Raw genomic sequence first — 15,763 nt, forward strand, 5'->3', positions numbered from 1 at the left:
TTACGCTTTGGAGGTCAATTCTTCGATGGTGTGATTGTGGTTGGTATAGATGCAGATATCACCTGCAATATCCAACGCTTTCACCGCGATATCGCGCGCGTTCATGTCGGTATTTTCCAACAGCGCACGGGCTGCGGCCTGGGCGTACGGGCCGCCAGAGCCGATGGCAATCAGGTCGTTTTCGGGCTGAACCACGTCACCGTTACCGGTGATGATCAGCGAGGCGTTTTCGTCGGCCACGGCCAGCAGCGCTTCGAGCTTGCGCAGCATGCGGTCGGTACGCCAGTCTTTTGCCAGCTCAACGGCGGCTTTCACCAGATGACCCTGATGCATTTCCAGTTTGCGTTCAAACAGTTCAAACAGCGTGAAGGCATCCGCCGTGCCGCCCGCGAAACCGGCGATCACTTTGTCGTTATAAAGACGACGGACTTTCTTCACGTTGCCTTTCATGACGGTATTACCCAGCGTGGCCTGGCCATCACCGGCAATTACCACCTGGCCGTTACGGCGTACACTTACTATTGTTGTCACGAGCAGACCCCCTGGTTACAGATTCGGGAAACAGAAGCCCTGAGCCTGTGCTCAGGGCTGAATTAAATGATAGATGGGGGGGATTTCGGGGGTTTCAACCCCCGGAGGCGAGTCGAATGCAGTTTGTGTGGCCAGCCACTTTCAAGCGGGAAATGGTGCCGTCTGCGTTTTCTTTGCCTTTGACCGGGCCAATCACCACGCGATTCCAGCCGTTATTGGTGGTAATGCGTGAGTCAAATCCTTCAAATGCCAGCTGAGCACGCACCGTTTCGGCCTGCTCGGCGCCTTTAAACGAGCCGCACTGAACCATCCAGCGGCGTTCATCTTTTTTCTCCGCCGTCTGCTTCGGCGCCTCGGTCTCTTTGGTGACCGGCGCAGCCTGCTGCGTTTTTGGCTGTTGCGCAGTGGTATGCGCAGGCGTCTGCAACAGATCCTGATACGGCTGTGCCGTTTGCTTCTGCGGCTGCGCTTTCGGCTGCTGCTGGACAGGCTGCGTTTGCACGGTACGCGTCTGTTGCTGCGGTTGGGTGCGCGGCTGCTGTACCGGCTGCGTTTGCGTCCACTGCTGCTGCGTTTGCTGCTGAGCCTGACGCTGGCGCTGCAACGTTTGCTGACGCTGCGCCGGGGTTTGTTCGTTCCACGGCACTTCGTTCAGCTGCGTAGGCTGCTGGCGCATGTCTGCCTGCATCTGAGCGAGCAACTGACGCTGTTCGTCCGTTAGCTGATCGGCATTCTTCACTTCACCCCCGGCAGAAGGTTCGGTAGGCGCACGTACGCCTGGCTGGCGGCTTTCCAGCTCTTTTATGTAGCGCCAGCGCTCTTCAGGCTTCGGAGGCAGGCCGTTACCGACGACCTTGTTGCCCTGAAGGGCTTCAGACTCTTCTTTTTTATGGTGCGTAATGAAGTAGAGGCCGCCAATAAAGGCCACCAGCACGGCCGCAGCAATGGCGACCATGGCTGGAGAGACAGCAGACAGGCTACGTTGCTTGCTTTTTGAACTACTCTTTTTGCGTCGCGAAGGTGCCGGCTGGCCGCGACGTACATAATCTCGTTGTGCCACTATCGTTTCGCTGTATTTATTCGTTCGTCAGCCCGCCATGTTACTTAAGCGACGGGGCTTTGACCAGATAAGGGTGTAGAAAGGTATTTACTTTAAGTTAATGCCTGGGTAGAGCCGCGCACAATCAGCTCACAATCCAGTAGCCGTGACCCGCTGCTAACTGTTTGACCATGCAGCTGATCCAGCAAAAGCAGCATCGCTTCCCGGCCAATCTCATACCGCGGTTGTGCAACGGTCGAAAGCGGCGGATCGCAAAATTCCGAAAGCGAAATATTATCAAAGCCGATAATCGACAGGTCCTGCGGCACGCGCAGACCGTGACGTTTGGCGTAAGATAATGCGCCCAGCGCCATCACGTCGCTGTGGCAGAACACCGCGGTAGGCGGTTCTGGCAAGGCCAGCAATTTTTCCAGCGCCTGCCCGCCCGCTTCAAAGGTGAAATCACCGCGCGCAATGTAGTGCGGATCGACGATAGCCCCGGTACGGCGCAGCGCCTGAACGTAGCCCTGCAACCGGTAATGACACAGTGGCATCTCTTCTGGCCCGGCAATACACCCGATACGCTTATGCCCCAGCTCCTGAAGATAGTTCACGGCGTTGAACGCGGCGGTGAGGTTGTCGATATGTACGGTCGGCAGCTCCAGCTCCGGCGCAAACTCGTTCGCCATTACCATCGGCGGTAGATTGCGCTGTTCTTCGATGCTGGCATCAAACGGCAGGCGCGAGCCAAGCAGCAGCATGCCGTCAATCTGCTTGGTGATGATCAGGTCGATGAACGTTTTTTCCTGCTGGTTCTGGTGGGCACAATCACCAATCAGCACCAGATAGCCCTGGGCGGCGGCGGTAACTTCAATGCCGCGAATGATTTCGCTGAAGAAGGGATCGCAGATGTCCGGCACGATCACCAGGATGGTGCGGGATTCATTGCGTTTAACGTTGCGCCCCATGGCTTGCGGGAAATAACCCACCTCAAGCGCCGCCTTTTCAACCCGGTTTCGGGTTGCCTGGGAGACTTTGTCAGGGTTCATCAATGCGCGGGACACGGTTGCTGTTGAGACTTGTGCTTTCTCGGCAACGTCTTTCATGGTCGCCGAGGCAACCTCTTTCCTGGACTTCAACGTCTTCTCCTCGCCTGAACACCGAACTGCGTACAGCACCATTTTTACAGATAGTTAATGGAATCGGTTACAGAATTTTCATAAAAAGTGTGAGGCGAGTTAAATTTTTCGATCCGCATTCAGCCTTCAATCGGATCGACGTCCAGAACCCACTTCACTTTGCGCGCTTCCGGCAGGGTATTGATCAGCGCCAGCGTGCCGCTGACGATCTGCTGTAAACGGATACGCGAAGGGTGCTGAAGCAAGAGTTGCCAGCGGAAACGACCACCGCGTTTCGGGGCGAGCGCGGGGACCGGGCCTAAAATCCACAGCTGATTATCCACCAGCGGGCTGGCTTGCAGGAGATTTCTCAGCTGTTGCAGGAACAGCGGCGCCTGCTGGTTGTTATGATCTTCCGCACGGATGATGACGTGGCTGGTCCACGGGGGAAGCTGCATCGTCTGGCGTTCAGCCAGCGCCTGGTCCGCGAAGGCGTCATAGCCTTTATGCAGCAGGGTTTGCAGCAGCGGATGTTCAGGATGGTGCGTTTGCAGTACGACCTCGCCCTGTTTACCCGCGCGTCCGGCGCGCCCGGCAACCTGAGTATAAAGCTGGGCGAAACGCTCGGCGGAGCGGAAATCTGCCGAGAACAGCGCGCCGTCGACGTCCAGCAGGGCAACCAGCGTCACGTCCGGGAAGTGGTGTCCTTTCGCCAGCATCTGGGTGCCAATCAGGATGCGCGCCCCGCCGCGATGCACTTCCGCCAGCTGCTGCTCCAGCGCCCCTTTACGGCTGGTGGTGTCCCGGTCAATACGGGAGATGGGCACGTCCGGGAAGAAGGGCGCGAGCGCCTGTTCAAGCTGTTCCGTGCCCAGACCGACCGGCACGATGTGCGTTGATCCGCACGACGGGCACTGGCGCGGCACCGGACGCTGGCTGTCGCAGTGGTGGCAGCGCAGGTGGCGCTGGGCCTGGTGGAAGGTGTAGTAGTGATCGCAGCGCGGGCACTCTGCAATCCAGCCGCAGTCGTGGCACAGCAGCGCAGGCGCGAAGCCGCGGCGGTTCAGGAACAGGATCACCTGGTTGCCCGCCTGCAAATGCTGGCGCATGCGGCTAATCAATGCAGGTGCTAGCCCGGCCTGTACCTGCTGGCCTTTCAGATCCAGCACGTGCTGGATGGCCGGGCGGGCATTCCCCGCGCGGCGCGTCAGGCGCAGCATGTGGTATTTACGCTGGCGCACGTTGTGCAGCGTTTCGAGCGCAGGCGTAGCGGACCCGAGAATAATGGGAATTTGCTCGCTGTGCGCGCGGTAGACCGCCAGATCGCGGGCGTGATAGCGCCAGCCTTCCTGCTGTTTATAGGAGCTGTCGTGCTCTTCATCGATCACGATAACGCCGAGGTTTTTAAACGGCGTAAACAGCGAGGAACGGGTGCCGATAACAATCGCCGCTTCGCCATTTTTCGCCTTCAGCCAGGCGCTGAGGCGCTCGCTGTCGTTCAGGCCGGAGTGCAGCACTTCAACGGGCGCGTTAAAGCGTTCACGGAAGCGGGCGATGGTTTGCGGCGTCAGGCCGATTTCCGGCACCATCACCAGCGCCTGTTTCCCCTGCGCGAGCACGTTTTCCAGCACGCTCAGATAAACTTCGGTTTTACCGGAGCCGGTGACGCCCGCCAGCAGCCAGGCAGAGAAACGATCGGCGGCGCTGTGAATCGCGCCCACGGCGGTGGCCTGCTCGGTATTCAGACGCAGGCGATCGCCCGACACGGAAAAGCCGTCGCGCCAGTCGTGAAGGGCAGGTGCTTCGCTGGCCAGCTCGCTCAGCCCTTTCTTCCTTAATGCCTGTAACGCGGTTTCGCTCACCTCAAGCTCGTCGACCTGATGGCGCCAGATTTTCCCCTGGCGCAGCGCGGCCAGCGCCTGCTGCTGTTTCTGCGAGCGCTTCAGGCTATTAATGTCGACCGCCTGACCCTGTTCGGTGGCAAACCAGTACCACATGGGCGCATGGCTGGCGCGCTTGCCCTGACGCAGCATGATGGGCAGGGCGTGGAACAGGACGTCGCCAACCGGATGGTGATAGTAATCCGCTGCCCACAGCAGCAGCCGCCAGGTACTGGAAGAGTAAACCGGTTCATCGTCCAGCACCTCAACGACCGATTTCAGCTCGTTAAGGGGCAGTTCGCTTTTATCGCTGATGGACACTACGATCCCGACGCGCTGCTGTTTGCCAAACGGCACGGTCACGCGACAGCCCGCTTTGGCGCTCATGCTGTCGGGCAGCAGGTAGTCAAAGGTACGGGGAAGCGGAACGGGCAGGGCAACGTGAGCGACGGGCATCGAATCTTCCTGACTTGAAAAGTGGCGCGTTAGTATACACATTAGTGAAAGCGGCGTGCGGATCAGTTTGCATACGTTGGTCAAATTCTGTATGATTCGCCGCCTTTGGTGTATTTTACGCCAAAGAACTTACATTCAACATCGCGTGGTGTCTGGCGTTAGGGCTGGAAGAGCGACGCGGCCTTAACTGAGGTTCTCCCATGAAAAAAGATATTCACCCGAAATACGAAATGATTACTGCAAACTGCTCTTGCGGTAACTCTATCCAGATCCGCTCCACCGTGGGTCACGATCTGAACCTGGACGTGTGCGGCAAATGCCACCCGTTCTACACTGGTAAGCAGCGTGATGTTGCAACCGGTGGCCGTGTTGACCGCTTCAACAAGCGTTTCAGCATCCCGGGCGCTAAATAAGTTTCCCGAAAAAAAGGCACCGCAAGGTGCCTTTTTTGTATCCGCTTCTCAGTATTCCCACGTCTCCGGGTCGATGCCCAGCTCACGCATGATCACCTTCGCCTCTTCCGGGATTTCGTCACTGCGCTCTTTGCGCAGATCTTCATCGTTTGGCAACGGTTGACCAGTAAACGCATGCAGGAACGCTTCGCACAGCAATTCGCTGTTGGTGGCGTGACGCAGGTTGTTCACCTGACGACGCGTGCGTTCATCGGTGAGGATCTTCAACACCTTCAGAGGAATGGAAACCGTGATTTTCTTGACTTGCTCACTCTTCTTACCGTGCTCAGCGTATGGGCTGATATATTCGCCGCTCCATTCAGCCATGAGATACCTTTAATCCTCTCAGTCATTAATCTAAAGGCGCAAAACCGGTAACTGACGGGTTTTGAACCGTAATCTTGCGTAGTTTACCGTAGAGACGATACCGAGGCACGGATATTGCCGCTGTAGCGTGTCCTAAAGCATATAATTTTAACGGCTATTTGCGCATTGCTCAATCTATACGCAAAGAAGTTTAGATGTCCAGATGTATTGACGTCCATACTTTCAATGTTTACTCTGGTGCCTGACTTTTCACCTCATTCGCCAGGAAGCCCTCACCATGACGCGTAAACAGGCCACCATCGCAGTGCGTAGCGGATTGAATGATGACGAGCAGTACGGCTGCGTTGTCCCGCCGATTCATCTCTCCAGTACCTACAATTTCACCGGATTTAATGAACCCCGCGCACATGATTACTCGCGTCGCGGCAATCCTACGCGTGACGTTACGCAGCGCGCGCTGGCGGAACTGGAAGGCGGCGCGGGTGCGGTATTAACCAATACCGGCATGTCTGCTATTCACCTGGTGACCACGGTGTTCCTGAAGCCTGGCGATCTGCTTGTAGCACCGCACGACTGTTACGGCGGCAGCTATCGTCTTTTTGACAGCCTGGCAAAGCGTGGCTGCTATCGCGTGCTGTTTGTCGATCAAAACGACGAACAGGCGCTGAAACAGGCGCTTGCCGAGCAGCCGAAGCTGGTTCTGGTGGAAAGTCCAAGCAATCCATTGTTGCGCGTTGTCGACATTGCGAAAATTTGTCAGCTCGCAAGGGATGCGGGAGCGATAAGTGTAGTGGATAATACGTTCCTCAGTCCGGCCCTTCAGAACCCACTGGCACTGGGTGCCGATCTGGTGTTGCATTCATGCACTAAATATCTGAACGGCCATTCTGACGTGGTGGCGGGCGTGGTGATTGCAAAAGATCCCGACGTTGTCACGGAACTGGCATGGTGGGCCAATAACATCGGCGTCACCGCGGGCGCGTTCGACAGCTACCTGCTGTTGCGCGGCATCCGCACGCTGTCGCCGCGTATGGACGTGGCGCAGCGTAATGCCCAGGCGATCGTGGATTTCCTGCAAACCCAGCCGCTGGTGAAGAAGCTTTATCACCCGTCGCTGCCGGAAAACCAGGGGCACGAGATTGCCGCGCGCCAGCAGAAGGGATTTGGCGCGATGTTAAGTTTTGAACTGGATGGTGACGAGCAAACGCTGCGTCGCTTCCTGAGCGGGCTGTCATTGTTTACGCTGGCGGAATCCTTAGGGGGAGTTGAGAGCTTGATCTCCCACGCCGCAACCATGACGCACGCAGGTATGGCACCGGAAGCACGTGCCGCCGCCGGGATTTCCGAGACGCTGCTGCGTATCTCGACCGGTATTGAAGATTCTGAAGATTTAATTGCCGACCTGGAAAATGGCTTCCGGGTCGCAGCCAAGGGGTAATCATGAGTGTGATAGCGCAGGCAGGGGCGAAGGGTCGTCAGCTGCACAAGTTTGGTGGTAGTAGTCTTGCTGATGTGAAATGTTACCTGCGTGTCGCAGGGATCATGACCGAGTATTCACAGCCGGGGGACATGATGGTTGTCTCAGCGGCGGGCAGCACCACCAACCAGTTGATCAGCTGGCTGAAACTGAGCCAGACCGATCGCCTCTCTGCGCATCAGGTGCAACAGTCTTTACGTCGTTACCAGAGCGAGCTGATTGCCGGCCTGCTGCCTGCGGACGTGGCGGACGGGCTGATTAGCGCCTTCACGCACGACCTTGAGCGTCTGGCGGCCCTGCTGGACAGCGGGATCACCGATGCGGTGTATGCCGAAGTGGTGGGTCACGGTGAAGTGTGGTCCGCGCGCCTGATGGCCGCCGTGCTGCAACATCTCGGCGTGGACGCCGCCTGGCTCGACGCGCGTGATTTCCTGCGCGCGGAACGCGCCGCACAGCCGCAGGTGGACGAAGGGCTGTCCTACCCGCTGCTGCAACAGCTGCTGGTGCAACATCCCGGGAAACGTATTGTCGTCACCGGCTTTATCAGCCGCAGCAACGCGGGCGAAACCGTACTGCTGGGCCGTAACGGCTCTGACTACTCGGCAACGCAGATCGGTGCCCTGGCGGGCGTATCCCGCGTCACCATCTGGAGCGATGTCGCGGGTGTGTACAGCGCGGATCCGCGTAAAGTAAAAGATGCCTGCCTGCTGCCGCTGCTGCGTCTCGACGAAGCGAGCGAGCTGGCGCGTCTGGCGGCCCCGGTGCTGCATGCGCGCACGCTACAGCCGGTTTCCGGCAGCGACATTGACCTGCAACTACGCTGTAGCTACACGCCGGATCAGGGTTCCACCCGCATCGAGCGCGTGCTGGCATCCGGCACGGGGGCGCGCATTGTCACCAGTCACGATGACATCTGCCTGATTGAGTTCCAGGTGCCTGCGGGCCAGGACTTCAGGCTGGCGCATAAAGATATCGATACCATCCTGAAACGTGCGCAGGTGCGTCCGCTGGCCGTTGGCGTGCATAATGACCGTCAGCTGTTGCAGTTCTGCTATACCGCCGAAGTGGTGGACAGCGCATTAAAAATTCTTGATGAAGCGGGCCTGCCGGGCGAGCTTCGCCTGCGTCAGGGGCTGGCGCTGGTGGCGATGGTGGGCGCGGGCGTCACCCGTAACCCGCTGCACTGCCACCGCTTCTGGCAGCAGCTGAAAGGCCAGCCGGTTGAATTTACCTGGCAGTCGGAAGAGGGCATCAGCCTGGTTGCCGTGCTGCGTAAAGGGCCAACTGAGAGCCTGATTCAGGGTCTGCACACCTCTTTGTTCCGCGCGGAGAAACGCATCGGCCTGGTGCTGTTCGGGAAAGGGAATATCGGTTCTCGCTGGCTGGAGCTGTTCGCTCGTGAGCAGGTGACGCTTTCGGCGCGTACCGGATTCGAATTTATTCTTGCGGGCGTGGTGGACAGCCGCCGCAGCCTGCTGAACTACGAAGGGCTGGACGCCAGCCGGGCGCTGGCCTTCTTTAACGATGAAGCCGTTGAGCAGGATGAAGAGTCGCTGTTCCTGTGGATGCGCGCGCACCCGTATGACGATCTGGTGGTGCTGGACGTTACCGCCAGCGAACAGCTGGCCGATCAGTATCTGGATTTCGCCAGCCACGGTTTCCACGTCATCAGCGCCAACAAGCTGGCGGGAGCGAGCAGCACCGATAAATATCGCCAGATCCACGACGCGTTTGAAAAAACGGGCCGTCACTGGCTTTACAACGCCACCGTTGGTGCAGGTCTGCCGGTTAACCATACCGTGCGTGATCTGATTGAAAGCGGCGACAGCATTCTGGCGCTGAGCGGCATCTTCTCCGGCACGCTCTCCTGGCTGTTTTTGCAGTTTGATGGCACCGTTCCGTTCACCGACCTGGTGGATCAAGCGTGGCAGCAGGGCTTAACCGAGCCGGATCCGCGCGTTGACCTTGCCGGTAAAGACGTGATGCGCAAGCTGGTGATCCTGGCGCGTGAAGCGGGCTACGACATTGAGCCGGGTCAGGTGCGCGTTGAGTCGCTGGTGCCTGCGGGCTGCGAGGAAGGGTCCGTTGATCATTTCTTTGAGAACGGCGACGAGCTGAACGAGCAGATGGTGCAGCGTCTGGAAGCGGCAAACGAGATGGGCCTGGTACTGCGCTACGTGGCACGCTTCGAGGCGAACGGTAAAGCGCGCGTGGGCGTGGAGGCGGTACGTCCTGAGCATCCGCTGGCCGCTCTGCTGCCGTGTGATAACGTCTTCGCCATTGAAAGCCGCTGGTACCGCGATAACCCGCTGGTGATCCGTGGCCCGGGCGCGGGACGCGATGTCACCGCCGGGGCAATCCAGTCTGACATCAACCGTCTGGCTAAGCTGCTGTAATTTCTCTTGTTCCCTCTCCCCGTGGAGAGGGTTAGGGTGAGGGCGGCAGACCGCACTCACCCCCATCATGAACGCCCCTCATCTTCCCTGAGCAATCCTCACCGTTATTGTTGATTATTTCAGTTGACGCCACTCCGCTTTTCCGTCATTTTTACATCTGGACGTCTAAACGTATAGAAGTTCACAGCACAATAAACAACGACACGCGAAAGGTAGAGGTAAGGTATGAGCTTTTTTCACGCCAACCAGCGGGAAGCCCTGAATCAGAGCCTGGCAGAAGTTAACGGCCAGATTAACGTCTCTTTTGAATTTTTCCCGCCGCGCACCAGTGAAATGGAGCAAACCCTGTGGAGCTCTATCGATCGCCTGAGCAGTCTTAAACCGAAGTTTGTTTCCGTAACCTACGGCGCCAACTCCGGCGAGCGTGACCGCACGCACAGCATCATTAAGGGCATTAAAGACCGAACCGGCCTGGAAGCGGCACCGCACCTGACCTGTATCGACGCCACCCGCGACGAGCTGCGCGCCATCGCTCAGGACTACTGGAATAACGGCATTCGCCACATTGTGGCCCTGCGCGGCGACCTTCCGCCGGGCAGCGGTAAGCCAGAAATGTTTGCTGCCGATCTGGTCGGGCTGCTGAAAGAGGTGGCGGACTTCGATATTTCCGTTGCGGCGTATCCTGAAGTACACCCGGAAGCGAAAAGCGCCCAGGCAGACCTGCTTAACCTGAAGCGTAAAGTGGAGGCCGGTGCCAACCGCGCGATTACTCAGTTCTTCTTTGACGTGGAAAGCTACCTGCGCTTTCGCGACCGCTGCGTCTCGGCGGGTATTGATGTTGAAATCATTCCGGGCATTTTGCCGGTCTCGAACTTCAAACAGGCGAAGAAGTTCGCCGATATGACCAACGTGCGCATTCCGCTGTGGATGTCCAAAATGTACGAAGGGCTGGACGACGATCCGGAAACCCGCAAGCTGGTGGGCGCCAATATCGCCATGGACATGGTGAAGATCTTGAGCCGCGAAGGGGTGAAGGATTTCCACTTCTACACGCTGAACCGCGCGGAAATGAGTTACGCCATTTGCCACACGCTGGGCGTTCGTCCTGCGCTGTAAAGCAAAATCCCTCACAAAGATGAGGGATTTTTAATCGAACCGATAGTTAAAAGGTATTAACTATCGAATCTGTGGATTAATTCAACTATCTCTTATCGCTAGTGGTGTATATCGTAACGGTAACACTGTAAAGGGAGCATAGCGATGAGCATGTCAGACGAGACCAATAACGCGGCATCCGCCGGCAAATGTCCGTTCCATCAGGGCGGCGTCGATCATAGCGCGGGTGCAGGTACCAGCAGCAAAGAGTGGTGGCCTAAACAACTCCGCATCGATCTACTTAATCAACACTCCAGCCGTTCAAACCCACTGGGTGAAGACTTCGACTACCGCAAAGAATTCAGCAAGCTCGACTATTCTGCCCTTAAGGGCGACCTCAAGGCCCTGTTAACCGATTCTCAGCCGTGGTGGCCTGCCGACTGGGGCAGCTATGCGGGCCTGTTTATCCGTATGGCCTGGCACGGCGCGGGCACCTATCGCTCCGTTGATGGTCGCGGCGGCGCAGGTCGCGGTCAGCAGCGCTTCGCACCCCTGAACTCCTGGCCGGATAACGTCAGCCTAGACAAGGCGCGCCGCCTGCTGTGGCCAATCAAGCAAAAATACGGACAAAAAATCTCCTGGGCCGACCTGTTTATCCTCGCGGGTAACGTGGCGCTGGAGAACTCCGGCTTCCGCACCTTTGGTTTCGGTGCCGGGCGTGAAGACGTCTGGGAACCGGATCTGGACGTGAACTGGGGCGATGAAAAAGCCTGGCTGACCCACCGTGACCCGGAAGCGCTGGCGAAGCGCCCGCTGGCGGCCACTGAAATGGGCCTGATTTACGTTAACCCGGAAGGGCCAAACGCCAGCGGTGAACCGTTGTCTGCGGCGGCGGCAATCCGCGCCACCTTTGGCAACATGGGCATGAACGACGAAGAGACCGTCGCGCTGATTGCTGGCGGTCATACGCTCGGTAAAACGCACGGCGCAGGGGAAGCCACGCACGTGGGCACCGACCCGGAAGCGTCGCCGATTGAAGCGCAGGGCTTAGGCTGGACCAGCACCCACGGCACCGGAATTGGCGCTGACGCCATTACCTCCGGGCTGGAAGTCATCTGGTCGCAAACCCCGACCCAGTGGAGCAACTACTTCTTCGAGAACCTGTTCAAGTACGAATGGGTGCAGACCCGCAGCCCGGCGGGCGCGATTCAGTTTGAAGCCGTGGATGCGCCAGAGATCATGCCTGACCCGTTCGACCCGTCGAAAAAACGCAAGCCAACCATGCTGGTCACCGACCTGACGCTGCGCTTTGACCCGGAATTCGAAAAAATTTCCCGTCGCTTCCTGAACGATCCGCAGGCCTTCAATGAAGCCTTTGCGCGCGCCTGGTTCAAGCTGACCCACCGCGATATGGGGCCAAAAGCGCGGTACATTGGTCCGGAAGTGCCGAAGGAAGATCTGATTTGGCAGGATCCGCTGCCTCAGCCGGTGTTCCATCCGACTCAGGAAGATATCGAAAGCCTGAAAGCGGAAATCGCGGCCTCGGGACTCTCCGTGAGCGAGCTGGTTTCCGTGGCCTGGGCGTCGGCATCCACCTTCCGCGGCGGCGACAAGCGTGGCGGCGCCAACGGTGCACGTCTGGCGCTGGCGCCTCAGCGCGACTGGGACGTTAACGCCGCGGCGGTTCGCGCGCTGCCGGCGCTGGAAGCGATCCAGCGCACCACCAACAAAGCGTCACTTGCGGATATCATCGTGCTGGCGGGTGTGGTGGGCGTTGAGCAGGCAGCGAAAGCGGCAGGCGTTTACGTCAATGTGCCGTTCACCCCGGGCCGCGTGGACGCGCGTCAGGACCAGACGGATATCGAGATGTTTAACCTGCTCGAGCCGATTGCCGACGGTTTCCGTAACTATCGCGCACAGGTGGATGTATCTACCACCGAGTCGCTGCTGATCGACAAAGCCCAGCAGCTGACCCTGACCGCGCCGGAGCTGACGGTGCTGATCGGCGGCCTGCGCGTACTGGGTGCAAACTTCGACGGCAGTAAGAATGGCGTGTTCACTAACCGCGAGGGCGTGCTGAGCAACGATTTCTTCGTGAACCTGCTGGATATGAACACCCAGTGGAAAGCGACCGACGACTCAAACGAACTGTTTGCCGGGAGCGATCGCGCCAGCGGCGAGGTGAAATACACCGCCACCCGCGCTGACCTGGTCTTCGGTTCAAACGCCGTCCTGCGCGCGCTGGCCGAGGTTTACGCCAGCAGCGATGCGCACGAAAAGTTCGTTCGTGATTTCGTTGCCGCATGGGCGCGAGTGATGGATTTGGACCGCTTTGACGTGAAGTAACCCTTGTGCCGGGTGGCGGCTATGTATGACCGGATACATAGGTGACAGATCAGACCGGGAACATAGGTAACACTTTTAGTCTATCCGGAGCACACTCTGGGTTTTTCGGTCATAGTACGCAAGTGTTATTCCGTTAAAGATGATGGCCTCAAGGCCATCATCTTGTTCTTCCAGCATGATGTACTCATCAGTCAGCGCTTCACTCAGGAACACCGTCCCCTTTTTCCCCATATAGAGTGTCCCCCTCGATTTCACCCTGTAGACCGTTCCTCCTGACGGATAGGCATAGTCAGGAACACGGCCATCCCACTGTCGCTTCGAGGGTTGCCACACCGTTCCGGGCGTTGCACCCGCCAGTGCCTCATGCGGCCTTTCGTAGTTAAATTCTTCCCGATAGTCACTGAACCACCGCTGTTGTTCTTCCATCGTCATGAAGGTGTTGCCCTGTTTCACTGCACTTTTCAGGGAGCGGTGCATTCGCTCATGGCGGCCATTTTCTTCCGGATGACCCTTTCTGATACGCTCCGGCCTGATGCCCAGCTTGATTAGCCAGACGGCAAGGCGACTTAATCCGGCTATTCCTGTTCCCGCGAAGGGCTGACCGTTATCGGTTCTGAGCACTTCCGGCAGACCGTATTCCAGGAACGCATCTGTCAGGCACTGTCTGACGAAGGGCTCACTCTCCCGGTCCGTTCCCCGGCAGCTCAGAAGATACCGGCTGTGATTGTCGGTCAGGGTGAAGGGATGGCAGTACTCTCTGCTCAGCAGCCTGAACTTACCTTTAAAATCAGCGCTCCAGACCTGATTGTTTTCACTGATGATGGTCAGGGGCTGGCGATTGCCCGGGGTTCTGCGTTTTCGCTTTTTATCCGGAACCAGGCCTTCACGCTTGAGGATATCGCCGACAGTGCTGGCAGCAGGTACGGTAAAATCGACATGATGGTTGAGGAGCCACATCCGCAGTTTTTTGGGGCCCCAGTCAGGGTGTTTTTGACGCAGGGCAGTCAGGTGGCCGACGATATAATCGGGAACCGTCCGGGAGTGGGAGCGTGGCGCACGCGACCGGTCAGAGAGAGATGACAGGTCAGAAGGGTCAAACCGCTGAAGCCATTTATAGCCTGTTTTACGGCTGATGCCAAAAAGACGGCAAAGAGCGGAGAAGGAGTCCGTACCTGCATGGCAGGCACGGATAAAATCAAGGCGTTGCATAGGTCGGGTCTCAGTCCAGGGCATAGCGAGTCTCCTCTTCTATGCCAGTTATAACTGTTACCCATGTATCCGGTCTAAAGTGTTACCCATGTTTCCGGTTCATACCGCTACGCCTTACCCGGCCTACAAATTAAAGTGCCATGTAAGCCGGGTAAGCGCAGCGCCACCCGGCTTTTTTATTACTCCCACTCCTGAAGGAAACGCTGTCCGTACTGGTCCGCAACCAGCAGCGCCGCATACACCTGATCCGCCGTTACGCCGCCAGGCATGTTGTGGATGGTTTCCCCTTCGGCACAGGACGCTTCCGCAATCAGCCGCATTTTGGCCGGGATATCCTCTTTGATGTTTAGCTGCGCCAGGGTGATCGGCAGCCCAACGCTGTGGCAAAGTGCGGCGACGGTCTCTATTTCTTCAACCGGCGCGTTCTCCAGAACTAGCTGCGTCAGCGTGCCGAACGCGACCTTTTCACCGTGGTAGAAATGATGTGCATCCGGTACCGCCGTCATGCCGTTGTGAATGGCGTGCGCCGCCGCCAGACCGCCGCTTTCAAAACCCACGCCGCTGAGATAGGTGTTGGCTTCGATAATGCGTTCCAGCGCGGGCGTCACCACGTGCTGCTCTGCCGCCAGCATCGCTTTCTCACCCTCTTCAACCAGCGTGTTGTAGCACAGCTCTGCCAGCGCTAGCGCCGCCTGCGTGCACTTGCCGCCTGCCATGGTCGTGGCGCCGCTGCGCGAGCAGGCGCGCGCTTCAAACCAGGTAGCCAGCGCGTCGCCAATCCCGGCGGCGAGCAGGCGAGCCGGTGCACCCGCCACCACTTTGGTGTCGACAATCACCATGTTCGGGTTGTGCGGCAGCATCAGATAACGCTCGAACTCACCGCTGTCGGTGTAAATCACGGACAGGGCGCTGCACGGCGCATCGGTGGAGGCGATGGTCGGGGCAACGGCAACCGGAACGTTCATAAAGTGCGCAAGCGCTTTGGCAGTATCTAGCGTTTTACCGCCGCCGATACCCAGCACTGCCAGACAGTCGGCGCTGTCGGCCAGTTTTTTCAGACGATCGATTTCATTTTGCGAACATTCGCCGCCAAACGGCGCAATTTCGGCGTGGAGATCGGCTTGTCTGAAGCTCTGGCGCAGGGTTTCTTCAGCAAAACCCAGCACAAACTTATCGCCCACCACCAGCCAGCGGGCTGCCAGCGGCTTCAGATAGTCGCCGAGACGGGTGAGCACATCAGCACCCTGGATGTATTTTCCCGGGGATTGAATAATACGGTCCATAACATTACTCCCTTAGTGTTTGAGGTAAATCCTGTCCTGTTCGAACGGCTCTGAGAGTGACTCTACTCCCGGCGTGCCGGACATTTGTTGCGCTATGTCTAAGGGAAGCGTGATTGCCTTACGGGCGGTAGGGAAGAGGGAAGATCGAGATGTG

Annotated in this window: 12 protein-coding genes and 1 pseudogene; 5 read left to right on the top strand and 8 right to left on the bottom strand. The window is 58.1% G+C overall.

From position 1 onward, the window contains the following. The 4 genes from hslV to priA all read right to left on the bottom strand — a co-directional run bounded on the left by hslV (position 1) and on the right by priA (position 5,024). Positions 1–531: an ATP-dependent protease subunit HslV gene (gene hslV / locus INF58_RS17310; protein WP_022649795.1), complete on the bottom strand. Its 531-nt coding sequence runs from the start codon at positions 529–531 to the stop codon at positions 1–3. A gap of 94 nt (positions 532–625) precedes the next feature. Next, positions 626–1,591, bottom strand: coding sequence for a cell division protein FtsN (ftsN, locus tag INF58_RS17315; RefSeq protein WP_193528171.1), 966 nt, complete (start codon positions 1,589–1,591; stop codon positions 626–628). Positions 1,592–1,683: 92 nt separating this feature from the next. Further along, positions 1,684–2,709 carry a DNA-binding transcriptional regulator CytR gene (gene cytR, locus INF58_RS17320; protein WP_107534218.1) on the bottom strand — a complete coding sequence of 342 codons (1,026 nt, stop codon included), beginning with the start codon at positions 2,707–2,709 and terminating at the stop codon, positions 1,684–1,686. Between the two features lie 119 nt (positions 2,710–2,828). Continuing rightward, complete coding sequence (gene priA / locus INF58_RS17325) at positions 2,829–5,024, bottom strand: primosomal protein N' (RefSeq protein WP_063865461.1); 2,196 nt, start codon at positions 5,022–5,024, stop codon at positions 2,829–2,831. 200 nt (positions 5,025–5,224) lie between these two features. Here priA and rpmE point away from each other — a divergent pair, with 200 nt between their 5' ends. Then, complete coding sequence (rpmE, locus tag INF58_RS17330) at positions 5,225–5,437, top strand: 50S ribosomal protein L31 (RefSeq protein ID WP_003862040.1); 213 nt, start codon at positions 5,225–5,227, stop codon at positions 5,435–5,437. Between the two features lie 48 nt (positions 5,438–5,485). Here the strand turns inward: rpmE and metJ are convergent, their stop codons facing one another. Next, positions 5,486–5,803, bottom strand: coding sequence for a met regulon transcriptional regulator MetJ (gene metJ, locus INF58_RS17335; RefSeq protein ID WP_015966498.1), 318 nt, complete (start codon positions 5,801–5,803; stop codon positions 5,486–5,488). A 277-nt stretch (positions 5,804–6,080) separates the two neighbouring features. On the opposite strand from metJ, the gene metB reads away from it, so the two are divergent. From metB to katG, 4 genes are all read left to right on the top strand, one after another. Continuing rightward, the gene (gene metB / locus INF58_RS17340) at positions 6,081–7,241 is read left to right on the top strand and encodes a cystathionine gamma-synthase (RefSeq protein WP_063449724.1); all 1,161 of its coding nucleotides are present in this window, start codon (positions 6,081–6,083) and stop codon (positions 7,239–7,241) included. 2 nt (positions 7,242–7,243) lie between these two features. Continuing rightward, positions 7,244–9,676: a bifunctional aspartate kinase/homoserine dehydrogenase II gene (locus INF58_RS17345; protein WP_102750816.1), complete on the top strand. Its 2,433-nt coding sequence runs from the start codon at positions 7,244–7,246 to the stop codon at positions 9,674–9,676. A gap of 225 nt (positions 9,677–9,901) precedes the next feature. Beyond that, complete coding sequence (metF, locus tag INF58_RS17350) at positions 9,902–10,792, top strand: methylenetetrahydrofolate reductase (protein WP_063449726.1); 891 nt, start codon at positions 9,902–9,904, stop codon at positions 10,790–10,792. A gap of 144 nt (positions 10,793–10,936) precedes the next feature. After that, a complete protein-coding gene (gene katG, locus INF58_RS17355) occupies positions 10,937–13,117 on the top strand; it encodes a catalase/peroxidase HPI (protein WP_063865464.1) in 2,181 nt (726 codons plus the stop codon). 75 nt (positions 13,118–13,192) lie between these two features. Here katG and INF58_RS17360 read toward each other — a convergent pair whose 3' ends face one another. The 3 genes and pseudogenes from INF58_RS17360 to INF58_RS20995 all read right to left on the bottom strand — a co-directional run. Then, the gene (locus tag INF58_RS17360) at positions 13,193–14,326 is read right to left on the bottom strand and encodes a DDE-type integrase/transposase/recombinase (RefSeq protein ID WP_227415118.1); all 1,134 of its coding nucleotides are present in this window, start codon (positions 14,324–14,326) and stop codon (positions 13,193–13,195) included. 179 nt (positions 14,327–14,505) lie between these two features. Continuing rightward, on the bottom strand, positions 14,506–15,609 hold the full coding sequence (locus INF58_RS17365; RefSeq protein ID WP_063449728.1) for a glycerol dehydrogenase: 1,104 nt from the start codon (positions 15,607–15,609) through the stop codon (positions 14,506–14,508). Positions 15,610–15,621: 12 nt separating this feature from the next. After that, positions 15,622–15,729, bottom strand: a pseudogene (locus tag INF58_RS20995) (fructose-bisphosphate aldolase); the annotation flags it as partial. Positions 15,730–15,763 lie beyond the last annotated feature (34 nt).

Origin of the sequence: Enterobacter cloacae complex sp. P24RS (assembly GCF_014982165.1) — a bacterium.
In the GTDB taxonomy this organism is placed as follows: Bacteria; Pseudomonadota; Gammaproteobacteria; order Enterobacterales; family Enterobacteriaceae; genus Enterobacter; species Enterobacter quasihormaechei.

Coding starts and splice junctions, on each gene's coding strand:
- priA (WP_063865461.1), bottom strand. CDS start 5,024: ATGCCCGTCGCTCACGTTGCCCTGCCCGTTCCGCTTCCCCGTACCTTT.
- rpmE (WP_003862040.1), top strand. CDS start 5,225: ATGAAAAAAGATATTCACCCGAAATACGAAATGATTACTGCAAACTGC.
- metJ (WP_015966498.1), bottom strand. CDS start 5,803: ATGGCTGAATGGAGCGGCGAATATATCAGCCCATACGCTGAGCACGGT.
- metB (WP_063449724.1), top strand. CDS start 6,081: ATGACGCGTAAACAGGCCACCATCGCAGTGCGTAGCGGATTGAATGAT.
- INF58_RS17345 (WP_102750816.1), top strand. CDS start 7,244: ATGAGTGTGATAGCGCAGGCAGGGGCGAAGGGTCGTCAGCTGCACAAG.
- metF (WP_063449726.1), top strand. CDS start 9,902: ATGAGCTTTTTTCACGCCAACCAGCGGGAAGCCCTGAATCAGAGCCTG.
- katG (WP_063865464.1), top strand. CDS start 10,937: ATGAGCATGTCAGACGAGACCAATAACGCGGCATCCGCCGGCAAATGT.
- INF58_RS17360 (WP_227415118.1), bottom strand. CDS start 14,326: ATGCAACGCCTTGATTTTATCCGTGCCTGCCATGCAGGTACGGACTCC.
- INF58_RS17365 (WP_063449728.1), bottom strand. CDS start 15,609: ATGGACCGTATTATTCAATCCCCGGGAAAATACATCCAGGGTGCTGAT.